Annotated in this window: 22 protein-coding genes and 1 pseudogene; 17 read left to right on the top strand and 6 right to left on the bottom strand. The window is 61.2% G+C overall.

Annotated elements, in window-relative coordinates; all coding sequences use genetic code 11:
- Window positions 1–13: 13 nt before the first annotated feature.
- The 6 genes and pseudogenes from X738_RS59410 (at window position 14) to X738_RS59390 (ending at window position 3550) form a co-directional block, all read left to right on the top strand.
- Window positions 14–445, top strand: coding sequence for a hypothetical protein (locus X738_RS59410; RefSeq protein ID WP_023799551.1), 432 nt, complete (start codon window positions 14–16; stop codon window positions 443–445).
- Window positions 446–785: 340 nt separating this feature from the next.
- Entirely contained in the window at window positions 786–992 is a 207-nt protein-coding gene (locus X738_RS59405) for a hypothetical protein (protein ID WP_023799550.1), read from the top strand.
- Between the two features lie 63 nt (window positions 993–1055).
- Window positions 1056–1696 (top strand): annotated as a pseudogene (locus tag X738_RS87045) (trypsin-like peptidase domain-containing protein); the annotation flags it as partial.
- Window positions 1670–2026, top strand: a complete 357-nt coding sequence (locus X738_RS87040; RefSeq protein ID WP_023799548.1) for a S1C family serine protease — start codon at window positions 1670–1672, stop codon at window positions 2024–2026. The pseudogene X738_RS87045 and the gene X738_RS87040, both read left to right, overlap by 27 nt.
- Window positions 2027–2597: 571 nt before the next feature.
- Complete coding sequence (locus X738_RS59395; RefSeq protein ID WP_023799546.1) at window positions 2598–3035, top strand: DUF2267 domain-containing protein; 438 nt, start codon at window positions 2598–2600, stop codon at window positions 3033–3035.
- Between the two features lie 50 nt (window positions 3036–3085).
- The gene (locus tag X738_RS59390) at window positions 3086–3550 is read left to right on the top strand and encodes a YbhB/YbcL family Raf kinase inhibitor-like protein (protein ID WP_023799545.1); all 465 of its coding nucleotides are present in this window, start codon (window positions 3086–3088) and stop codon (window positions 3548–3550) included.
- Between the two features lie 26 nt (window positions 3551–3576).
- On the opposite strand, the gene X738_RS59385 is transcribed toward X738_RS59390, so the two are convergent.
- Entirely contained in the window at window positions 3577–5052 is a 1476-nt protein-coding gene (locus tag X738_RS59385) for an FAD-dependent oxidoreductase (RefSeq protein ID WP_023799544.1), read from the bottom strand.
- Window positions 5053–5282: 230 nt separating this feature from the next.
- Between X738_RS59385 and X738_RS0141715 the strand changes: the two genes are divergently transcribed.
- Complete coding sequence (locus tag X738_RS0141715; RefSeq protein ID WP_156942597.1) at window positions 5283–6035, top strand: hypothetical protein; 753 nt, start codon at window positions 5283–5285, stop codon at window positions 6033–6035.
- A gap of 144 nt (window positions 6036–6179) precedes the next feature.
- Here X738_RS0141715 and X738_RS59380 read toward each other — a convergent pair whose 3' ends face one another.
- Window positions 6180–7238 (bottom strand): LacI family DNA-binding transcriptional regulator, encoded by a 1059-nt coding sequence (locus X738_RS59380; RefSeq protein WP_023799542.1) that lies wholly within the window; start codon window positions 7236–7238, stop codon window positions 6180–6182.
- A gap of 211 nt (window positions 7239–7449) precedes the next feature.
- On the opposite strand from X738_RS59380, the gene X738_RS59375 reads away from it, so the two are divergent.
- From X738_RS59375 to X738_RS59345, 7 genes are all read left to right on the top strand, one after another.
- Window positions 7450–8439, top strand: a complete 990-nt coding sequence (locus X738_RS59375; protein WP_023799541.1) for an autoinducer 2 ABC transporter substrate-binding protein — start codon at window positions 7450–7452, stop codon at window positions 8437–8439.
- An 89-nt stretch (window positions 8440–8528) separates the two neighbouring features.
- Window positions 8529–10043, top strand: coding sequence for a sugar ABC transporter ATP-binding protein (locus X738_RS59370; RefSeq protein ID WP_031255064.1), 1515 nt, complete (start codon window positions 8529–8531; stop codon window positions 10041–10043).
- A complete protein-coding gene (locus tag X738_RS59365) occupies window positions 10036–11037 on the top strand; it encodes an ABC transporter permease (protein WP_023799539.1) in 1002 nt (333 codons plus the stop codon). The genes X738_RS59370 and X738_RS59365 overlap by 8 nt, the downstream gene beginning before the upstream one ends.
- On the top strand, window positions 11034–12029 hold the full coding sequence (locus X738_RS59360) for an ABC transporter permease (RefSeq protein WP_023799538.1): 996 nt from the start codon (window positions 11034–11036) through the stop codon (window positions 12027–12029). Before X738_RS59365 ends, X738_RS59360 begins: the two co-directional genes overlap by 4 nt.
- 5 nt (window positions 12030–12034) lie before the next feature.
- A complete protein-coding gene (locus tag X738_RS59355) occupies window positions 12035–12883 on the top strand; it encodes a sugar phosphate isomerase/epimerase family protein (RefSeq protein WP_023799537.1) in 849 nt (282 codons plus the stop codon).
- Window positions 12884–12887: 4 nt separating this feature from the next.
- Window positions 12888–14348 (top strand): FGGY family carbohydrate kinase, encoded by a 1461-nt coding sequence (locus X738_RS59350; RefSeq protein ID WP_023799536.1) that lies wholly within the window; start codon window positions 12888–12890, stop codon window positions 14346–14348.
- Window positions 14345–15037 (top strand): class II aldolase/adducin family protein, encoded by a 693-nt coding sequence (locus X738_RS59345; protein WP_023799535.1) that lies wholly within the window; start codon window positions 14345–14347, stop codon window positions 15035–15037. Before X738_RS59350 ends, X738_RS59345 begins: the two co-directional genes overlap by 4 nt.
- Window positions 15038–15110: 73 nt before the next feature.
- Here the strand turns inward: X738_RS59345 and X738_RS59340 are convergent, their stop codons facing one another.
- Window positions 15111–15584 carry a phosphatidylglycerophosphatase A family protein gene (locus tag X738_RS59340; protein ID WP_023799534.1) on the bottom strand — a complete coding sequence of 158 codons (474 nt, stop codon included), beginning with the start codon at window positions 15582–15584 and terminating at the stop codon, window positions 15111–15113.
- A gap of 332 nt (window positions 15585–15916) precedes the next feature.
- Here X738_RS59340 and X738_RS59335 point away from each other — a divergent pair, with 332 nt between their 5' ends.
- Window positions 15917–16543: a CDP-alcohol phosphatidyltransferase family protein gene (locus X738_RS59335; RefSeq protein ID WP_023799533.1), complete on the top strand. Its 627-nt coding sequence runs from the start codon at window positions 15917–15919 to the stop codon at window positions 16541–16543.
- A gap of 66 nt (window positions 16544–16609) precedes the next feature.
- On the opposite strand, the gene X738_RS59330 is transcribed toward X738_RS59335, so the two are convergent.
- Window positions 16610–17284 carry a protein-L-isoaspartate(D-aspartate) O-methyltransferase gene (locus tag X738_RS59330; protein WP_023799532.1) on the bottom strand — a complete coding sequence of 225 codons (675 nt, stop codon included), beginning with the start codon at window positions 17282–17284 and terminating at the stop codon, window positions 16610–16612.
- Between the two features lie 337 nt (window positions 17285–17621).
- On the opposite strand from X738_RS59330, the gene X738_RS59325 reads away from it, so the two are divergent.
- Both X738_RS59325 and X738_RS59320 read left to right on the top strand, forming a co-directional pair.
- Entirely contained in the window at window positions 17622–17915 is a 294-nt protein-coding gene (locus tag X738_RS59325; protein WP_023799531.1) for a hypothetical protein, read from the top strand.
- Window positions 17916–18157: 242 nt separating this feature from the next.
- Window positions 18158–19129 carry a Vgb family protein gene (locus X738_RS59320; RefSeq protein ID WP_023799530.1) on the top strand — a complete coding sequence of 324 codons (972 nt, stop codon included), beginning with the start codon at window positions 18158–18160 and terminating at the stop codon, window positions 19127–19129.
- A gap of 69 nt (window positions 19130–19198) precedes the next feature.
- On the opposite strand, the gene X738_RS59315 is transcribed toward X738_RS59320, so the two are convergent.
- On the bottom strand, window positions 19199–21349 hold the full coding sequence (locus X738_RS59315) for a GDSL-type esterase/lipase family protein (protein ID WP_023799529.1): 2151 nt from the start codon (window positions 21347–21349) through the stop codon (window positions 19199–19201).
- Window positions 21346–21894 (bottom strand): hypothetical protein, encoded by a 549-nt coding sequence (locus tag X738_RS59310; protein WP_198032824.1) that lies wholly within the window; start codon window positions 21892–21894, stop codon window positions 21346–21348. The genes X738_RS59315 and X738_RS59310 overlap by 4 nt, the downstream gene beginning before the upstream one ends.
- Window positions 21895–22044: the final 150 nt, after the last annotated feature.

The raw sequence follows: 22044 nt of genomic DNA, 5'->3' as shown, positions 1-22044 counted from the left end.
AAAGGAGCCGACCATGAAACACCAAACACTCGACCAACTGCAGACAGTTGCGAAAGTTGAGCCCTCGGCGACATACCCGACCATGACTCGGGCGCAGCGGATCGAGCGTTGGGCAGAGCTTCTCGAACAAAATCCACGGCGTTGCCTCGGAGCCCTTTCAGGCACCGAATATCTCAGTCCTGAAGCTCGTGACGTAGCGCGTGGCGCGGGGTCGCCGATCACCGTTGCCTATGAGGATCCGGTGCTGCGCGCCATGGGTCTGAAAGATGATACCTACGGTGAGGCAAAGCGCTTCTTCGAGCTAAGTGACTGGCAGTTGCACAACATCGTCTGTCACTGTCACGTTGGTGCTACGATGCAAGCGCGATGGGCTGCCGCCAGAGTCCGCCGGACGATTACCGGGAACAGACTTCTGGCCTGGCTGAGGGCAAGGTTTGTGCATTGAGGCCAGCCCAGAACGGTGACGACAAGTCTTGATCGTTCTCGTTAGCGGCTGGCCGGCAAAAGGCTGGTGGCATCGCCGGCGCCGCAGTGTTGATCGAGCCGACGCCTTGCATTCAGGGCGGCCGGACGAAGGCTCATGGCCGGGTCCCTTGTCGGGGGGGCAGGAAGCTCGATTCATGTGAACACGGCCCGCGCCCCTGATCCATGCCACCACCGATGCATCGTTGGCGGAATCTCGTCCCTGTGACATGCCCGCAATCGCGTCTGGGAACTTTTCTGGAGGCACATGGTTGGAAATGTGCGGCTGAAAGAATCCGGGCCCTGTGCCAAGGAGGTTCGCCATGAAGCTTCGCGAGTTGATGGACCAAGTGAAGGATCTGCCCCCGGATACCCTCGTCTGTGCCGCCGAGATTGACGAGGCCTTTGCGGCCAACATTGCCGGCATAGAAACGGTAGAAGGTGCCCGGATCGAAAGCCGGAAACCGGACGGCACCGAAGCTGTCGAACTCGCCAACGGGAACGACAGGGTTGTCGTAATCCGCTGGTGAACCGCTGGCTCATGCCGGAGCGGCCGCATGCTTGATCACTGAACGCTGGAGGCGTCGCAGGCCATGTTACCGGTATTGAACAAAAGACTTTGCGCCGGCCTGATCGCCGGAACTCTGATGCTCTCGGCCGGCGGCTTTGCTCCGCTCGCAGCTCAGGAAATCCCAAACGACTTCACGGCGATCGTGCGCGAGAAAATTCCAGCCGTGGTCGCAATAACGACCAAACAGATCATCCAGGACCAGGCGACGCTGGGCGACTTTCTTAGTCCTTTCGGCAGTCCCGGCCTCGGACCGGCGCAACCGCAGGTGCGAGAGGCCCTTGGTTCCGGCTTTGTGATCAGCCCCGAGGGGTACATCGTCACCAACAACCATGTCGTTGCCGATGCAAGCGAAATTCATGTCGTATTCTCTGACAAGGAGACGTTGCCTGCGCAGCTCGTCGGCCGCGATCCGGCAACCGACCTCGCGGTGCTGAAGATCGACCCGCGGTCCAATATGACAACGACCGCCTGGGGTGACTCCGATGCAGTACAACCCGGCGCATGGACGATCGCTATCGGCAGTCCGTTCGGGCTCGGTGGCACCGTTACCGTCGGCGTGCTTTCGGCCCGTTTCAGACCGACGCCTCAATCAATCGCGGCAATTCCGGCGGCCCGCTGTTCAATGCGCGCGGCGAAGTGATCGGGGTCAATACGGCCATCGTATCTCCCACAGGTGGCAGCATAGGGATTGGCTTTGCGGTACCATCCCGCACCGCCCGGAACGTCGTCGACCAGTTGATCCGCACTGGCCGGATCGAGCGCGGTTTCATCGGGGTGCGTCTCCAGGAGGTCACCCCGTCGATTGCCGAGGCGCTTGGAATATCCGGCAGCAAGGGAGCGCTGGTCGCCTCGGTCGAACCCGGCAGTCCGGCAGAGCAGGCAGGCATACAGGCGGGAGACGTGATTACACGCTTTAACGGCAAGGACATCCAGAGCGTCCATGATCTGACGCTCGCGGCTGCGAGCCAAAAGCCGGGAACAAAACGACGCTGACACGGAACCGCGGAGGCAGCCAACAGGAAATAGCTCTGACCATCGGACGACGCAACGATGAGGAGCAACAGACCAGCGCCGTTCCGAAGTCGGAAACGGCCGACACGCGTCTTGGATTGTCGCTCAGCCCAATCCCGGATGAGGCACGCCAGCAGCTCGGACTCCAGCCGGATACTACAGGCGTGTTCGTCCAGGAAGTGGCTCCAAACAGCCTCGCGCCGAAAACGGCGTTCAGCCCGGCGATGTGATCGTCTCGGCCAACAACCGGGATGTGACACAGCCGTCGGACATCCAAGAGGAGTGGGCGAAATCCCGCCAGCTGAACAAGCCGATGTTGTTCCGCATCAGCAGGCAAGGGCAATCTCTTTTCGTTGCCGTGGCCACGGCCAAATCTTGACGGGCCAAATCTTGACGGGCCAACTCTTGACGGGAACGCGTTAAGTTTGGCGAACGTAAACTTGGCCGAATAGATCACCCGCCTTCGCGAGAGGCGGCCTTTAGGGACGGGAACAACAGCCGACCAAGGCCGTTTCGTCCAATGAGTCATTCAACCTGTTGAAAGGAGGCTTCGATGAGCGCCACCGGACTCGAAGTATTCGACAAGACGCTGCAGACAACAAACATCTGGCTCGACGAGATCATGACCGAGATTGGACCGGATCGGCAGGTCGCATGGCATGTGCTTGGAGCGGTGCTCCACGCCCTGCGAGACCGCATGCAGCCGGATCTTGCCGCCCACCTGGGCTCGCAGCTGCCGATCCTCGTGCGCGGCGCCTACTACGACCAATATCAGCCCTCCAAGACTCCCGAGAAGTTGCGGTCGCTCGACGAGTTCCTGGCCAAAATCAAGGCGGAGCTGGAATTCACCCGACCGGTCGATTCCAAGGATGCATTCAGGGTCGTATCCCAGATTCTCGCTCACCATGTGGGAGAGGGGCAGATGATCAAGGTTTGGGAATCCTTGCCAGCAGAAATCAGGCGCGTCGCGGAAGCTCAGCAAGCGGCGTGAAATAGCGCCAGATATAGCTGGCTGTAGCGCTTGTTCTTGGGGAGATGGAAATGCCACTCACCCTTATCAGCCCGGCGTTCCCGTCGGCCGGGAAAATCCCTGAAAGGTATACCCGCGACGGCGAGAACGTCTCACCACCGCTAAAATGGTCCGGGGTTCCGAACGGTACCAAGAGCCTTGTTCTTGTCGTGCAGGATCCCGACGCGCCGAGCGGGATTTTCGGGCACTGGGCGGTGTTCAATATCCCGCCCGATGCGAGCGAACTCACCGAGGCGCAGGATGGCAAGCCAGGCCCGTCGGCACTCAGGCAAGGCACCAACGATTTCGGCAATGCCTATTACGACGGCCCGCAGCCGCCGGTGGGACATGGCGTCCATCATTATCATTTCCGGCTGGCCGCGCTCGACGTGCCGAGCCTCAGTGTGCCGGGACAGGCGGGCGTGCAGCTCGTCTGGAAGGAAGCCCAGAAGCATGCGCTGGAGCAGACTGAGCTGGTCGGAACCTACGCACGGTAACACCGGGCCGCGCCATTCGCTGCCTCTTATAGCGCGGCCGGCGCAAGCGGCTTTCGAGCTGGGCCATGGATGACCGAACCGTCGGCGGCGAAAATCGAGCCATGGCAAGGACAATCCCAGGTGTTGTCCGCATTGTTCCAGGTCACCGTGCAACCCTTGTGGGTGCATGTCGCCGAAACCGGGTGGAGCACCCCTTCAGCGTCTCTCCACGCCGCGATCTTTTCGTCAGCCCTGACGATCACACCGCCCATGCCGGGCACGATGTCGTCAAGGCTTGAGACAATCGATTGGCTGCGGCCATTCCTGTGAAAGTCCTCGGGATAAAGCCGCGCCGGATCATAGAGCTTTTGCCATGGGCTCGGCCGCGCGCAGATCAAATCCGCGATCGTCATGCCTGCGGCCGTTCCATTGGTGATGCCCCAGGCGTTGAAACCCGTGGCAATATGAAACCCGGAGGCTTTGTCCGGATCGGGCTCGCCGGCATACGGAACCCTATCGGCCGTATCATAGTCCTCATTACACCAGCGCCACGCAACGTCCCCAACTGGAAGGCTCATTCTTACCCATTGTTCCAGCTCGACAAACCGTTTCGCCACGTCGCCGTCCTGGCCCGTGTCAAACTTGGGGCCGAGCGCGACCAGCAGCGGGCCTTCGGCGTCGCGGCCGGTGCGGATGGAATGCGTCGGATCGTCGATGCCGATGAACATGCCGTCGACAGCACGAGGGTCATCGATCCGAAACGCCATGGCAGTGTGGCAGCGCGGCTGGGTCCGGTTCGCCATGCCGACGGGGCTCTTCACCGTCATGTTGGTGGCGACGACCACATGCTCGGCGTGAACGGTGCCGCTGTCGGTAACGACGCGCCAGCGGCTTGCCTCGCCGATCGAGATCGCGCGGCTGTTTTCGAAAATCCGTCCGCCACGGGCCGTCACTGCTTGAGCCAGGCCAACCAGATACATCGCCGGATTGAACTGCGCCTGGTCGGAAAAACGCAGAGCGGCGGCCGTTTCGAAAGGCAGCGGCGCGCGCTCCAAAACATCGGCGTCCAGCCCAACCTGGCGCGCGGCCTCCGCCTCGGCCACGATCTCCGCGCGCCGGCTTGCATCGCAGGTGTAGGTATAGGCGTCCTTGGCCTCGAGATCGCAGGCGATGGCGTGGTCGCGAACCCATTCCCGGATCTGGATGGCGCCAGCGGAATTCGCATCGGCATAGGTCTGCGCCAGGTCCCGCCTGAACGTGTCGATGAGATGGCGATAGATCAGCGCGTGCTGCGTCGTGATCTTGGCCGTCGAGCGGCCGGTCACCTGGCCGCCTGTCCGCAGGCCTTCGATGACGATCACCGACCGACCGGCCTCGCAAAGGCGAAGCGCCGTCGTGAGCCCGACAATCCCGGCGCCCACGACAACGGCATCGGCATCGATCGAGCCCTCGAGCGGGGGACAGTTCGTAGCGGTGACTGCCGCCACCCAACAGCTTCCCGGTTTTCCCGAAAGAATGGCCATTTCACCGGCGTCCCATGCGTTCGATGCATCTCCATCGACAACCCGCGCCGGCGCGAAAAAGTTCCGAGATCTACGCTCTTCAATCGTGGTTTCTTTGGAACTTCAGCAGATGATCGGGGCAGTCGAACGCAGCAACGGCAGATGCCATTACTGTTAGGCCTGCGGCCGAAGACTGCGCCGTTACGGCCTGTGGCGAAGGTCACCTGCGCGCGCCCGGCAAAGCCTGAAGAATGGTTCGAGCCACCCGCATCCAGTATTTTGGCGATAAAACAATTCGTACCTTGTTTTTCCCCATTGCAATTGCCAACCATGGAAATGGATTGATTCGGAGCTTGTCTATGCGTGGACTGCAAGTGGCCCTGGCTGCGGTGATCTTGGGCATTTCAGTCAGTTCTGGACTCGCCGATGACAATTCTCCCTTTATCTATTTTGCGACCCAGGACCCTTTCGCAGACGGTTTGCCGACCAAGAATGATGTTTATGTCTTTGGTGGCGTCTTTGCGCACGGGGCCTTCGGGGACGCGATCAATGTTTTGGGTGCCGACTACACGGACAACTATATAATCGGAGCTGCATACGGTCGCGATTTCGTCGATATCGGCGCTGGCTTCGTTCTTGGTGGCGTCGCCGGCGCGGCCATAAGATTTGGCGAGGACGATGATACGACTGGCGAACTTTGGGCCGGAGCGCGACTGCGCCACCACGGCCTGGTCATTGGTGATTTGGCGATTGCGCCCGCACTGACTGCTGGATTCAGTGCCGTTACCGGCCCTACCGAGATCGAGCGCGAACGCGAAATCGTCCACGATGGCGATGCATCATTCCTCGGCTTCGTTGGTGCGGAGCTTTCGTTCAGAGTGAGGCAGGCTCCCAACGTCGAACTCGTCTACCAACTCCACCATAGATCCGGCGCCGATGGTACGTTTGGAGATATGACAGAGGGTTCCAATGCGAACGCCCTTGGAATCCGTTATCGCTTCTAACGCTCGGTGCTGTAGACCTTTTTACAGGCGCCTACGCACCCACCCAGTTGGCTCGTGCTGAGGACGGCGACTCTCCCGTGAGAGTCGGCACGATGAACCACTGAAAATCTCAAGGCGGTTTCGCCCTATAGCGCCGGGTCACCCTCAGGCTATATCCTTCAGCGTGTCCAGCGGCCCTTTCAATGCAGACCTGGGCTGGATCAACTCTGGCGCGATCAGGAAGGTCTGCGGTGCCGTCGGCGGTTCATCGATCAGCTCGAATGCCTTCGTGATCATCGCCTCAACATTCTGCCGCACCATGATTACGGGGAAGGGCAGGAAGGAGCCGAAGGGGTCATAGTCGTAGCAACCGACGACGAGTTCGCTGAACATTTCCGCCGGCCGGCCGGCCATGAAACGCAGCAGACCTTCCATATTGATCGACGAATTGATGAACAACGCGCGCGGCAGCTTGCCACGGCATTGGTAAAACGCCTCGAAGGCACGCAAAGTTATATCAGGCGAATAGCCGGAGGACTGCACACCATCGTCAGGGTCGGCGCCCAGCAGCGCCTTCTTGGTCGCATGGAAAGCGGCGATGCGTTCGCGGCTGGCGTGGTCGTTGCGGCCGCCAAACAGAAACAGCTCGTCCGGCCGCAGAGGATCGTCGTTGCCGAAGTGGCGGATGATTGCTTCCGTCAGCATCCGCGCGCCGTGATAATTGTCGCTGATCACCGAATGCGCCTTCGCTCCCGGCAGGTCGATGTTGATATGCCTCAGCCCCGCCAGTTCGCAGACCTCGTGCACGCCATCGGGATCGGTGGCGCCGACGATGAAGAGCTGGTCGATTGAATAGGAGATCAGCGTCTCCGCGGTCCGCCGTTCCTCTTCGGGGTCGCGGCTGGCGCTAACCACGACCGGGCATTGGCCGCGGCTGCGCACATGCCCCTCAAACGTCTGCGCCATGGAGGAGAAGTAGCGATTGTCGTGGACGGGCAGCATCAGGCCGACCAGGCCCGATCGCGAGCGTCGCAAGCCTCGCGCTTGCAGATTGGTGGTGTATTGGTGGAGTTCGGCGAGGCCGAGAATTGTTTGCGCCGTACTTTCCTTGATGCGGCGCTTGCGCCAAGTGCCGTTCAGCACGGCACTCACGGTCGACGGCGAACTGCCCGACAGCACGGACAGGTCATAGATCGTCGCCTTCTTCTTGACCCGCTGATCCATCTGGCGCCTCCGGCGCGTCTATTTAGAGCAATATCCCGCTTGACGAGAGCTTCTCGATGCACAATAGTTTCTGCACCATCGATTGTGCAAGCGAAAACCGGTGGATGATCGATGGGGAAGTGCCCCGTCTCTTTCGGGGAGGTTTCTAACGGCCGCCGTCGTTCGACGGCTCGAGTGTGTTCCCACTAGGAACGTTATGGGAGGAGTACAGATGAAAAAGCTCTTGATCGCGGCGCTTGCCGTGACCCTTATGATTGGCGGATCATTCGCTGCGATGGCACAGCAGGCCGGCAAGGTCGGCGTCGTCGTCAAGATCGGCGGCATTCCGTGGTTCAACGCAATGGAGGCGGGTATCAAGGAGCGCGGCGAGAAGCTCGGGATCGACGCATTCATGGTCGGCCCGACCAGCGCTGATCCAGCACTGCAAGTTCGCGCCATCGAGGATCTGATCGCGCAGGGCGTCAAGGTCATCGGCGTCGTGCCGAATGATGCGAAAGTGCTTGAACCGGTCCTGCAGAAGGCCAAGGACGCCGGCATCATCGTCATCACACATGAATCGCCTGGCCAGAAGGGCGCCGACTGGGATTTCGAACTCGCGTCCGCCACCGGCTTCGGCGAGGCTCACGCCAAGCTCCTGGCGGAGAAGATGGGCGGCAAGGGTGAGTATGCAGTGTTCGTCGGCTCGTTGACGGTGCCGCTGCACAATGCCTGGGCCGATGCGGCAATCGAGTATCTGAAGAAGAATAATCCCGACATGAAACTCGTCGGCGAACGTTATGGCGTCGCCGAGGATGTAGACAAGAGCCGCAGCACTGCGCTTGATCTGATTTCCGCAAATCCCGGCCTGAAGGGCTTCCTCGCCTTCGGCAGCCAAGGCCCGATCGGCGCTGGCCGCGCAATCGAAGAGCGCCGGAAGGTGGGCGAAATTTTCGTGCTCGGACCATTCTCGCCAGGCCAGGGCCGGAAGCTCATCAAAAGCGACGCGATCTCCGGCGGCTTCATGTGGAATCCGAAGCAGGCGGGCGAGGTTTTCGTCACGCTGGCCGACCATCTCATGAAGGGCAAAGAGATCAAGGATGGCGATACGATCGAAGGGCTTGGGACAGTTAAGCCGGACTTCGAAAACCGTAACATCATCGTCGATCAACTCGTCCCCATCAACAAGGATACTGTCGACGATCTCGCGGCGATGGGCCTGTAAGGCCTCCCAAGGCTAATGGCAGTCGGGCCCGGCCTCGAACCGGCCCGGCTGCAGGATTGCAAACGCGATTGGATCCAGGTTTCGACTCGATGGCTGATCAGGCACTCGATGGCGCCGCACCACGGCCGCTGCTGTCGCTCCGCAACGTCAACATGACGTTCGGCGGCGTGAAGGCGCTGAAGAATGTCAGCTTTGAGGTGTTGCCGGGCGAGGTGCATTGTCTTGCCGGCGAGAACGGCTCCGGCAAGAGCACGCTGATCAAGGTCATTACAGGCGTGTACAAGCCCGAGGCGGGCGCCGAAATCGATTATGATGGCCAGAGCTACTCCCATATGTCGCCGGTTACGGCGCAGGCCAGCGGAATTCAGGTCATCTGGCAGGATCTCGCCCTGTTTCCCGAGATGACTGTCGCCGAGAATATCGCGTTCCAGACCGTCATCGGCCGCTGGCCGCGGCTGGTGAACTATGCCGAGATGCGTCGGGTCGCGATCAACGCCTTGCAACGTCTTGGTGTTACCTTCGATGTCGATCTAGCACTCCACCACTTTCCCATCGCACAGCGGCAAATCGTAGCAATCGCCCGCGCCCTCGTCGGTGAGGCAAAGCTCGTCTTCATGGACGAGCCGACGGCGTCGCTCACCCAATCCGAAACCGACTATCTGCTGGACGTTGTGCGCAATCTGTCGGCGTCGGGTGTCGCCGTTGTGTTCGTCAGTCATCGCCTGGCGGAGGTTCTTGAAATCTCCAGCCGCGTCACCGTGCTGCGCGACGGCGCCCTGGTTGGCGTCTATCCAACCAAAGGCCTGACCCAATCGCGCATCACCGAGTTGATGACGGGCAAGACCTTCGACTATTCCGTCCTGCATCGGGATTTGAACGGGAGCCCGGTCATGCTTGAGGTCAAGGGACTGTCGCGGCCCGGCGAATTCGACGACGTGTCCTTGACAGTCCGGCGCGGCGAGACGCTCGGCATCACCGGGTTGCTCGGGGCAGGGCGCACCGAATTGGCGCTGACATTGTTTGGCATGCGCAAGCCGAAATCGGGCTCTGTCGTCCTGGATGGCAAACCCGTCCGCTTCGGTTCCAACCGTGACGCGATCGCCGCCGGCGTCGCCTATCTTTCGGAAGACCGGCTGTCGCTCGGTCTCATTCAGCCCCAGGCAATCGCCGACAACATGGTCATCGCCTCGCTGGACAAGATCCTTTCAGGCGGTTTCGTTTCGAGCGATCGCAAGCGATCTCTGGTCAATCGCTGGATAAGGGATCTCGGGGTCAGGATCGGAAAGCAGGACGACGCGATCTCGACCCTGTCAGGGGGAAATCAGCAACGTGTCGCCATTGCAAAATGGCTGGCGACCGACCCGAAGCTGCTTATCCTCGACGCACCGACGGTCGGCGTCGATGTCGGCGCGCGCGCCGGCATTTTCGACATCGTTTCCAAGCTGGCGGACAGCGGCCTGGCCATTATCCTGATCTCGGACGAGGTGCCTGAAGTCTATTTCAACGCGCACCGTGTGCTGCACATGGCTCAGGGGCGCATTGTCGGCGAATTTACGCCGGGCGCTACGACCCTCCAGGCGATCGAGGAGGCGGTCTATGCGTAGGTTTGTCCGCTCCCACGCAACGGAACTGGCTTTGCTCGCCGTTATCGCAGTCATCTGCGTCTTCCTTTCGTTCGCGACGGACCGGTTCTTCACCCTCGGCAACGCGTTTGACCTTCTGAACACCAGCTCGGTCAACATCATCTTCGCCGTTGGCCTGCTGGTCGTGCTGATCGCCGGCGGCATTGACATCTCCTTCGCGGTTGCTGCCTCCGTTGTGCAATATCTGACCGCGACCGTCCTCGGCTGGATCGGCGGTGGGAATTGGATTGTCGGCTTCATCATCGCTGGCGCATTGGGCGTCGCGTTGGGCTGCATCAACGCCTTCCTGATCCATGGGTTCAGGATCATCTCGATCGTCGCCACGATTTCGACTTTCAACATTTTCTTCGGCTTGCTGATGTTTTTCACGGGCGGCGTGTCGATCTACAACCTGCCGGACTGGCTCACCACCCGCGTCGTGCTGTTCGAGCGAGAGATGGCTGACGGGACCTGGGCGGAGATCACCCTTCCTGTGCTCATTATGGCCATATGCGTGTTCGCTACCTGGGCGTTGATCACGCGCACCACCACCGGCCGCCAACTCTACGCATTTGGCGACAATCCGGAGGGCGCGCGCCGCTTCGGCATCAATATCGGTGCCATGCAATTTATCGCCTTCGGCTGGCTTGGCCTGATGGCGGGTATCGCCGGTCTCGTCCAAGCGCATTACGCGCAGGAGGTTGTGCCGAATGCCCTTTATGGGCGCGAACTCGACGTCCTGGCAGCCGTAGTCCTTGGCGGTGCGCGGCTCGGCGGCGGCAAGGGCAGCGTGCTCGGCTGCATTCTGGGCGTTCTGTTGGTCTCGATTACCCAGAACGGACTCAATTTGATGGGCGTGTCGCCTTTCGCGTTCAAGATGATCGTCGGCGCCATCATTCTTGCCGCCATCACCCTGTCGAACACCAGCATCGAACGCCTGCTGCCGTTCCTGAAAAGCCGACGGGTGCCTTCATGACGGTTTTGATTGAACGCGTCCGCAACGCGCTCGGCCCCGAACTTGCAGGTCCGTTTGCCGCGTTCGTAGCTGTCATGATCGTGTTTGGTTTTTCGGCGCCGAACTTTCTTTCCCGCGCTACCTTTGGATCCGTTGCCTTCCAGCTGCCGGAACTCGGCCTCCTCACACTCGCCATGCTGCTGCCGATCCTGACCGGCGGCCTGAACCTGGCCATCACCTTCACGGCCAACATGGCCGGCCTGACGCTGGCTTGGGTACTGCAAAGCCAGGGAGGCGTCGAAGCGAGCATCGGCGCCTTCCTCCTTGGCTCGGCCCTTGCCATCGCGGTCGGCGCACTGAGCGGGCTGATCATGGGGCTTGTCATCGCCTACACCAAGGCTCACCCGATCCTGGTCTCGCTGTCGATGATGATCTTCCTGCGCGGTCTCGGCGAATTCCTGACGCGCGGCGGCGACGTGTCCGGCATTCCCGGCTTCTTGGCGCCGATCGGCTACGGTTCGATTATTGGCATCCCGGTGCCGTTGATCATCTTCATCGCTTGCGTGCTGATCTGGCACGTCTTGCTGACGCGCATGAAGCTAGGCTTCAACACCTACATGATAGGCTCCAATATCGAGGCCACGCGCTATTCCGGTATCAATACGCGCAAGGTGCAGGTTCTCGTCTACACATTGTCCGGCGCGATGTGCGCGGTCGCCGGCATCATCATGCTGGCGCGCTTCAATTCGGTGCGTGTCGGCCACGGCGAGTCTTACCTGCTGATCACCGTGCTTGCCTGCTTCCTTGGCGGGGTCAATCCGTTCGGCGGCTTCGGTCGGGTGATCCCGGTCTTCGTTGCGCTCGTCGTGCTCCAGCTTCTGTCCTCGGGACTCAATCTGATGGGCGCAAGCCAGCACCTTGCGACGGCAGTCTGGGGCATCCTGATGATCACGGTGATGATCCTGCGCTGGCTTGCCGGGCGCCTCAAATTCCTGAACACAAACAGAGGGTGAGTTAGATGCATGGTTTTGGGGTCCACACCTCGATGTGGACGATGAACTGGGACCGGGCCGGCGCGGAGAAGGCGATCGCGGCTTCCGTCAAATACGGGATGGACTTTATCGAGATCGCGCTTCTGAACGCGCCGGCGGTCGATGCCGCGCACACACGCGCCTTGCTCGAAAAGCACAATCTTCCTGCCGTTTGCTCGCTTGGCCTGCCGGAGCGCGCCTGGGCCTCGGTGCGTCCGGATGCTGCCATCGAACATCTCGAAGTGGCGATCGACAAGACTGCGGAAATGGGCGCGCTGGCGCTTTCCGGCGTGATTTTCGGCGGTATCGGCGAACGCACCGGCCTGCCACCGACCGAAAAGGAATACGACAATATCGCCCACGTGCTGACCGTCGCCGCCAAGCACGCCAAGAAGCGCGGCATCGAGCTCGGAATCGAGGCGGTGAACCGCTACGAGAACCATTTGATCAACACCGGCGCGCAGGCCGTCTGGATGGTCGAGAAAGTCGGGGCCGACAACATTTTTGTTCATCTCGACACCTACCACATGAACATCGAGGAGAAGGGGGCCGCCAACGGCATTCTGGCCGCCCGCGATCACCTGAAGTACATCCACTTGTCTGAAAGCGATCGCGGCACACCAGGCACAGGCAACTGCCCCTGGGACGAGATCTACGCGACGCTGGCGGCGATCGGCTTCAAGGGCGGACTGGCCATGGAAAGCTTCATCAACATGCCGCCGGAAGTCTCCTACGGTCTCTCGGTCTGGCGGCCGGTTGCCAAGGACGAGGCAGAAGTGATGGGCAATGGCTTGCCGTTCCTGCGCAACAAGGCTCGCCAATACGGTCTGATCTGAGACGATGGGTGACGGGCAGAAGGCGGACGGCGCAAGGATCGCCGTCTTCGATGTCGGCAAGACCAACATAAAGCTCTCCGCAATGACGCTCGACGGCGTGCTCGTGGAGAGCCTCTCTGTCCACAACGAAGTGCGGCCCGGTCCACCTTGGCGGCAGCACGATCTCAACGGCATTACCGACTGGCTGTTCGGCTCGCTCGCCACTTTGTGCCGACACCATCCGCTGGAAAAGGTGGTCGGCACCGGACATGGCTCCGCAGGGGTCTTGGTGAACGCAGATCCCGACGAGACTTGTGCCCTGCCGATGATTGACTACGAGCAGGATCTGCCGCCTGCAATTCGCGAAGGCTACGCACCGCTTTCGGGCGATTTCTTCGATCGCGGCAGCGCGATCATGCTAAAGGCCGCTCACCAGGCGCGTCAGCTGTACTGGATGCAGCAGGTTGATCCGGAGCGCGTCGCTCAGGCTCGTTGGTATCTGGGCTTGCCTCAATATTGGGCCTGGCGGCTGTCAGGCGTGCCATCGGCCGAAACGACGATCCTCTCGGCACAATCCCATCTGTGGAACAATGTGCGCAAGCAGTGGTCGCCCATTGTGGCGGGGCAGGGATGGCAGCGCCTCATGCCACCATTCCATCCGGCCTGGGAGAGGCTGGGGCCAATACGGCACGATCTGGCGCGCCGGCACGGCATACCGGAAGAGCTGTCTGTCCTGACCGGCGGCCACGACAGCAGCCTGAACCTCTACCGCTACCAGGCGGCAGGCATGCCCGACGCCTGCGTGATCTCTACCGGAACCTGGATTGTCGGAATGTGCGCGGCGACACCTCTCGACCGCCTCGATGAAAATCGCGGAATGGTGCTGAACAGCGACGTGACAGGACGCCCGGTCGGCGGCGTTTTGACCATGGGCGGACGTGAGTTCAGCCATGTGGCAGGGCAGGGGCAAGAAGGAACTGCGGCCGACGCTGCGCTGGTCAGCTTGCTGATTGAGCGCGGCACTTTCGCATTGCCGTCGTTCGGCGACGATGACGGCCTGTTTCCAGGCAGCGCTGGGCTCGGCCGGTTTGAAGGGCCGCCTGCAGAAACCCCTGCAGAGCGCAAGGCGCTCGCGGTGCTCTACGCAGCGCTGCTGACGGTAGAATGTATCGATGCGCTGAACGAAACCGGGCTGGTTGCATTGGATGGCACCTTCCTGAGGGACCCGCTCTACGCCACGCTGGTTGCGGCGCTGAGACCAAACGCCGAAACGGTCTACAACCTCGACTCCTATGGCACCGCGTCGGGTGCGGCGTTACTTGGCGAACATGAAACTCGTGACACGCCGGCTCCGATCGCGCTCAGCCTGCCGACTGCCTTTGCCGGCGATCGTGAGACGCTCGCAGCCTATGCACAGCGGTGGCGCGACCTGGCGAAGCGAAACAACCTGCAACGGGCCAAGACCAGCAAAAGGAACGATCGATGACTGATGACAGCGCTCTGCGCCGCGAGATGGTGGATGCTTGCCGCCGGATGAACTCAAGCGGCATCAACCAGGGCAATGCCGGCAATTTGTCGGTGCGCTCTAGCGACGGTTTCCTGATCACGCCCTCGTCGCTGCCCTACGAAACGATGACGCCCGAAGACATCGTCGAGATGGGCTTTGACGGCACCTATGTCGGCCGACGGCCCTCCTCGGAGTGGCGCTTCCACCGTGACATTTTGAGGGAGCGGCAGGAGATCGACGTCGTGCTGCATTGCCACTCGCTCTACGCCACGACGCTGGCCTGCCATCACAAGACGATCCCGAGCTTCCACTATATGACGGGAGTGGCGGGCGGCACCACCATCCGCTGCGCGGAATACGCAACCTTTGGCACGCAGGCCTTGTCCGACAATGCCTTGGTTGCACTCAAGGATCGCCTCGCCTGCCTGCTCGGCCAGCACGGCCAGATTTCGCTCGGCAAGACCATGGAGGCCGCGTTGTGGCTGGCGAACGAGGTCGAAACCCTGTCGCGCATGTATGTCCAGGCGCTTAGCCTTGGCGAGCCGCCGGTCCTTTCCGACGAGGAGATGGCGCGGGTGATCGAGCAGATGAAGAAGATGAGCTATGGCCAGGCGCCGGATCCGGAGGGAACGAACGATTTGGCGCGGCCGCGCGACGCTGCGGTCTAGCGCTGCTCCGGCAGATTTTAGTGAAGAGGTCTGTTTTCGCGCTGGGTGGCAGGTGAAGACTGAGATGTCCTCCTTACGGCAAACGGTGAATCAAATCGTTCAGCAAAAGCAGCGACGCGCCGGCGAACACGGCCGCAGCCGCGTCGTCCAGCATGATGCCGAGTCCACCCCTTACCTTGTCATGCACGACGCCGATGGGCCAAGGCTTGACGACGTCGAAAAACCGGAAAGCAAGGAAACCTGCTGCCCACCAGACCGGGTCTGGCGGCAGCATGGAAAGCGTTGCGGCCGTGCCGAAGGTCTCGTCAATGACGACGATCTGCGGATCCTCCGTCCTGGTATGGGCGACGACATGCGACGACGCCCATACTCCCACGGCGAATAAGCCTATATAGGCGAGCACGATCAGCCAAGGCGATGCAGGTATCAGGACCGCGGCAACAGCCACTCCGACGCCCGCGCCGGCGGTGCCTGGCCATACCGGAGATAATCCCGCGCCGGCAGAGGTCGCGAGCAGGTAAGCAAGCCTGGGCAGAAATTTACGCATGGCGTTTCGCACGGCCGACAGGGTGAATTGCGAATATGCGTTGTATCAGTCTTCCGGTTACTTCCGCTAACGCAGGTCGCGCAAAAGCAGGGCCCGACCCAGGGCCCAACCCGATAGTGCGCAGCGGTTTTGCGACAACGACGTGCGTAAAAACAAGAACTTAAAGCGCCTCGCATGAATCCATTCAGCCGCGACGCTTTAGACCGCCACTCGATTTGCGACAGCGGACACAGACGGACATTGCGCTGACCACCTCGATCGGCGCCGACGGGCTGGAACGAACCCTCAATTTGCCGGTTAAACGTCGACATCGTCAGAGGAGCCAAGTCATCATGATCGCCGGTCTCATGAAACGCCGTATCGACCCGCTATGGGAGCACGCCGCCTCTCCGCTGATCGGGATCGGCATGACCCCGAACCAGGTTACGTCAGGCGGGCTGGTGCTCGTCGCCCTGTCGTGCGCCGCCTATCTGTACAACCAGTCAAGCCTTGCCTTTGGCATTTGCCTGGCGTTTGCCTTCACCTTCGACGCGCTCGACGGGGCGGTTGCCCGTCGCAGACATATGAGCACCAAGGCGGGTGGCTATTTCGACGCCATGGCCGACCGTTATCAGGAATTCGCCGTGTTTGCGGCAATAGGCTGGGTCGCCGACCTGTGGGCGATCGCCATGCTCGCGTTCGCCGGCGGACTCCTCACCAGCTACGCCAAGGCGCGGACGGCGATCGAAATCCCCATAGAAAACCAGGCGTGGCCGGATTTCTTCGAACGGATGGAACGCCTGGTGTTCATTTGCGTGCTGTTGGTCGCCGACGGCTTGGCGACCGCCATGGGCGCCGCTTCGCCCTGGATTCTGACGGGCGGGTTCGCGCTGTACGCACTCGTGGCCAACGCGACAGCGCTGCAACGGATCAATCGCGCATTTGCGATGCTCAAACGAGCCGACGCGAAGCAGCCGTGAGACGGCGAAATCCCATAAGGATGAGGCGCCCGGCGCTCCCTGCGTGCCTGTTGTCCGCACCCCTCGTTAGACCGTTTCGAGCCGGCTGAACCGAACCGGGATGATTTTGCGGGTCTTCAGTTGTCCTGCCGAATCCTTGTCGATGACCGTCAGCAACTGCCCTTGTTCAGGGCCTACAGGCATAACCAGACGGCCCCCCGGCTTGAGCTGCTCGAGCAAAGCCGGCGGCGCCCGCCCCGCCGCGACGCTGACCAGGATCTTGTCGAATGGGGCGTGCTCTGGCCAGCCGCGAGACCCGTCCCCGACACGAATGCTGACATTGGACAGACCGAGGTCCTGCAGCAGAGCCTCGGCATGGCTTGCGAATTCCTCGATGATTTCGACGCTCCAAACGTGCCCGGCGAGTTCCGCCAGGATTGCGGTCTGGTAGCCCAGGCCGGTGCCGATCTCGAGCACCGCCTCGTGCGGTTGGAGCGCAAGGAGATCGGTCATGAGCGCGACGATGAACGGCTGCGAGACGGTTTTGTCGAAGCCGATCGGCAATGGCATGTCCTGGTAGGCATAAGGCGCGACCGAGCTCGGCACGAAGAGATGGCGCGGCACCCGCTGCATCGCTGCCATCACCCGTTCATCGAGCGCCGCCTTGCCGAGTTCCTCGCTTGTAAGGTCGGTATGGATTGCAATCATCTCGACCATGTGCCTGCGCAGCACTGCGAGGTGCTCTTCGTTCATTGGCTTCATGACCGTCGGGCTTTCTTCAACCAGGCTTGCTGCCAGATACGCTTATATCCTGTTCGTCACAGCAACGCCCGTCATCGTTTCCAGTTGCGGGTGGCCCACGGCGACCGGAGGTAATTTTGGCGTTGCGTCTGGTCGATATCGACGGCGGCCCTGGAGATCCGATGCCATGCCGCTATATCTGTATGTCCTAAAAGCGCGTCGTGTTTGACCGGCCTCATGCGACGCGCTTTAGTTTGTTGTTTATGCATGTCGTTATCGCAAAACCGCTGCACACTTTTGCGCGACATGCATCAGATCGCGGGTGATCGCCGCCCATGTACATCACGTCGGTGGAAAAATGGATACGCAAGCCTTCAGAGATTCGATTGCGAAATCACAGCCGCCCGCCGGCTTGAGTCCTGCCCTGCAGGCGCTGTGGTGGGATGCAAAGGGCGATTGGGAAAAGGCGCACGAGCGTGCGCAACTGCGCGACGATATGGCCGGTATGCGCGTGCATGCCTACCTGCATCGCAAGGAAGGCGATCAATCCAATGCGGAGTATTGGTATCGTCGCTGCGACGCCGCGCCGTCGACGTTGACGCTTGATGAGGAATGGCAAGAGTTGGCGCGGGAACTTTTGGAGCAAAGCTGACGGCTTCCGCACGAAAAGTCTGGCTCTGGCCGCGATCCGTCGTCGTAACGCAGGTTTTCCCACGATGCTGCTGCCTATCGACGATTCTGGGCTTGCAGGCCTAGGCGAGGGCAGGGGCTGCACTAGCTCCTGACTTTATCGGCAAGCGACACGGCGAGCTCGCCATCTGCGGCTCGGCCGCCGCAGTGGCGCGAAGAGGATACGTGGATCGCTCGCTGTACGCGCGATGTGAGGAGTTCGCCATGTTTCGTACGATTGCGTCGGCGCTGTTCGCCGCGCTGCTCTGCTCGGTGGCCGCGCGTGCCGCCTCGGAGGAGGTCCGCTACTATCCCGTTCCAGAGGGCGCCGGCCCGCACGATGTCGCTCCGGCGCCGGACGGCTCCGTATGGTACACCGCCCAGGGACAGGGCGCGCTTGGGCGGCTCGATCCTGATACAGGCGCCGTCAAGCACATCACCCTTGGCGACGGCTCGGCGCCGCACGGCGTGATCGTCGGTCCCGACGGCGCCGCCTGGGTGACCGACGGCGGCCTCAACGCCATCGTGCGCGTTGATGCCGAAACGGAAGCGGTGAAGGCGTTTCCGCTCCCTGAGGGGCACGGCTACGCGAACCTCAACACCGGTTCCTTCGACAAACACGGGAGGCTCTGGTTCACCGGGCAGGAGGGCATCTACGGCAGGCTCGATCCGGCGAGCGGCAAGGTCGAGGTCTGGAACGCCCCGCGCGGTCGCGGCCCCTACGGGATCACGACCACGCCGTCCGGTGAGGTCTACTACGCCTCGCTCGCCGGCAACCATATCGCCAGGATCGATGTTTCGACCGGCGAGGCTTCCCCGATCGACCCGCCGACCGCGGATCAGGGCGCCCGCCGCGTCTGGTCGGATTCCAAAGGCCGCATCTGGGTCAGCGAATGGAACGCCGGCCAGGTTAGCGTCTTCGATCCGGCCGCAAATGATTGGCGCAGCTGGAAGCTGCCCGGAGACGAGCCCCAGGCCTATGCCGTCTATGTCGATGAACGCGACACGGTCTGGCTCAACGATTTCAGCGCGAACGCCATCGTCCGCTTCGACCCGGCAACGCAGACCTTCGCGAGCTTCCCGTCCGACCGCGACAACGCCAACGTGCGCCAGCTCAACGGGCGCTCCGGCGAGGTATGGGGTGCGGAGTCCGGTACCGACCGCCTTGTCTTGATCGAGACCGAAACGGGCGAATAGAGCAAAGAGGTCGAGGCAAGGACGAAGGGCAATTTGCGCGAAGAGACCGCATGTCAGCGAGATGCCGCTCTACACGAAGAGAAAATCGCTGTTCGAGACGCTTGCGACGAGGACACCGTTTAGTGAAAGCGTGTCACTGTCGGAGAAGACGACCAGCGTGTCGCTCCCGACCTGCCGGAGTTCGCTATATCTTTGGTATCCTGAAATCTCCAGGAGATCATCGCCGGAAAGGTCGAAGTCGGTGATGGTGTCGTGGCCATGGCCGGCGGCGAAGACGAAGCTGTCGTTTCCCGTTCCGCCGGTGAGGATATCGCTGCCAAGACCACCGACGAGCCGGTCCGACCCGCCGCGGCCGTCCAGCCGATCTGCGCCGCAGAGGCCTTCGAGCGTGTTGGCTGCGCCGTTGCCCACCATGGTGTTGGCGAGTTCGTTGCCTTTTCCCGCCAGATTGGCAGCCGACCTCAGGAAGAGGTTTTCGACGTTGTCGGCCAGCGTCCAGTTTACATAGGCGTGCGTCTCGTCGAAGCCGCCATTGTTCGCCTCGATGGTTTTGTCACCGGCATTGTCGACATGGAAGACGTCATCACCCGCGCCGCCGACAAGCGTGTCGGCGCCCGCTTTTCCGTTCAAGATATCGCTGCCGCCCATTCCATAAATGACGTCCGCACTGGAACCGCCGGTAAGCGTATTGTTGCCGTCGTCGCCTACGATTGACCCCGGCGGCGGCTCGTCGAGTGGATCGATCCAGACGAAATCCGAACTGCTCAAGGAGGCGCTGGTCACGCCTTTCAGGAGAACAGTGTCACTGTCGGAGAAGACGACCAGCGTGTCGCTCCCGACCTGCCGGAGTTCGCTATATCTTTGGTAGCCTGAAATCTCCAGGAGATCATCGCCGGAAAGGTCGAAGTCGGTGACGGTGTCGTGGCCATGGCCGGCGGCGAAGACGAAGCTGTCGTTTCCCGTTCCACCGATGAGGATGTCGGCGCCAAGGCCACCGACGAGCCGGTCCGACCCGCCCCGGCCATCCAGCCGATCGTCGCCGCCGAGGCCTTCGAGCGTGTTCGCTGCGCCGTTGCCGACCATGGTGTTGGCGAGCCCGTTGCCTTTTGCCGCCAAATTGGCAGCCGACCTCAGGAAGAGGTTTTCGACGTTGTCGGCCAGGGTCCAGTTTGTATAAGCATGCGTCTCGTCGACGCCGCCATTGGTCGCCTCGATGGTTTTGTCACCGGCATTGTCGACATAGTAGACGTCATTACCCGTGCCGCCGACAAGCGTGTCGGCGCCGACCCCGCCGATGAGTTGGTCGGAGCCGCCGCGGCCCTCCAGCAAATCATCGCCAGCCAGCCCATCCAGCACATTGGCTCCCTCGTTTCCGCCGAGTTGGTCGGCAAAGGAAGAGCCTGTAAGATTTTCGATGCTGGTGAAGGTGTCGCGGTCGCTTCCGATACCGGTCCCGTCCAGGCCGAGATGTTGTTCCAGGGCGGCCATCCAATGTGAGGCGATTTTTGCATAGCCCCCGGCAGTCGGATGCAGCCCGCTGTCAAGCGGCGGCGCGGTGATGTCATCCGGTGTCAGATCACGCATGTCGACAAAGGCGATCTTGTGCCCCTGGGCGGCCAGTTCAGAGATCAGACCGGGCATGGCATCATTATACGCATCGACACGGTCTGCACGCGCTTGCGACTGTTGGCCGACGCGAACGGGAGGCAAGGATCCGACGAAGACGGTCAAGGCGGGATGGCTGGAGGTCAGGCTGAGCAAAAGGGTGCGCAAATCCTGCAGCATCGTTGGCACGCTGTCGGTCGAGCTGTCATTTGTTCCGGCGATCAGCAGCACGGCGTCGGGTTTCGTAGCTGCCACAACATCGTTGTCGATGCCGTTGAGTTGATTGAGCGTCCAGTTGCGGTGACCCTCGTGATCCCGATCGCCCATGCTGGCGGGTCCGTTGGACGAGGAACCGACGAAGTCGATCTTCACATTCAGTGCCGCCAACTGTTCCAGCATGAACTTCCGATACCCGCCGCTTTCGGTATCGGACGCGCTCGCGATCACTCCATAGGTAATGGAATCGCCCAGCGGCAGTATCGACAGCAACTTGTAAGCGTGGCCGGAAGCCAAATCGGCGATGACTCCACGGGACGAAGCGCCGTAAGTGACTGCGTCCGAACCGGCACCGCCGATGAAAGCGTCCGGACGGCTGCTGTCATAGAACACCGTCATAGTATTTTCTCCCCCTGGCAAAGCTGCTCACGGGCATGACCGCCTGGGCCGCAGCAGAAAGGCTCGAGATCGTCATAGGTGGTCGGCCGGTCGAAGTCGTAAGCAAGGAACCGCGGCGGCTGCCCGAACCAGCTGTTGGTGCCGCCGACCAGGCCGATCGTGTAATTCCACGATCTGCCGGCGTCCTCGTCCCGGATATTGCTGTCTGCGCCGCGTTCGAGCTGCCAACAATGCGTGCTGTGGCGCCACAATCCGAAGGGAACGCGAGCTTTCCTCCGTCTGACGAACTGGTGCAGGAAAAAGGCTGCATCGAAGCCAGCGCCGATCACGACGATACCATGGTGCTCGTCGGCGACCTGTTTGGCCCGGGTGTCGAGTACCACTGTCCATGGCCTCTTCAGCCACTGACCTGCACCTGACGCCGATGCGATCGGTTTTCTGCAGGTCAGCGAGACAAGTTCAATGTTGCATCGCACTCTTAGGCACTGCAACATAATATTTGCCACTACTTTGGGTAGATTGGCAACATTTTTTTGAGCCTGCAATACCCTGGCTCGACACCGGGCACCGTGACGCGGGCGGGCGATCGCTGTGGCTGTTCTTGTACCTAAATGGCGACAGATCGGCAATTTGACGTGGGCATTTATCGATAATTGGCGAAAACTGCGTGCGCGCATTGAGCCAGGGTGGAGCTT

It is taken from the genome of Mesorhizobium sp. L48C026A00, assembly GCF_000502375.1.
Lineage (GTDB): Bacteria > Pseudomonadota > Alphaproteobacteria > Rhizobiales > Rhizobiaceae > Mesorhizobium > Mesorhizobium muleiense.
The sequence above is the reverse complement of the archived record's forward strand: the minus strand, read 5'-3'. Positions and strand labels throughout refer to the sequence as shown.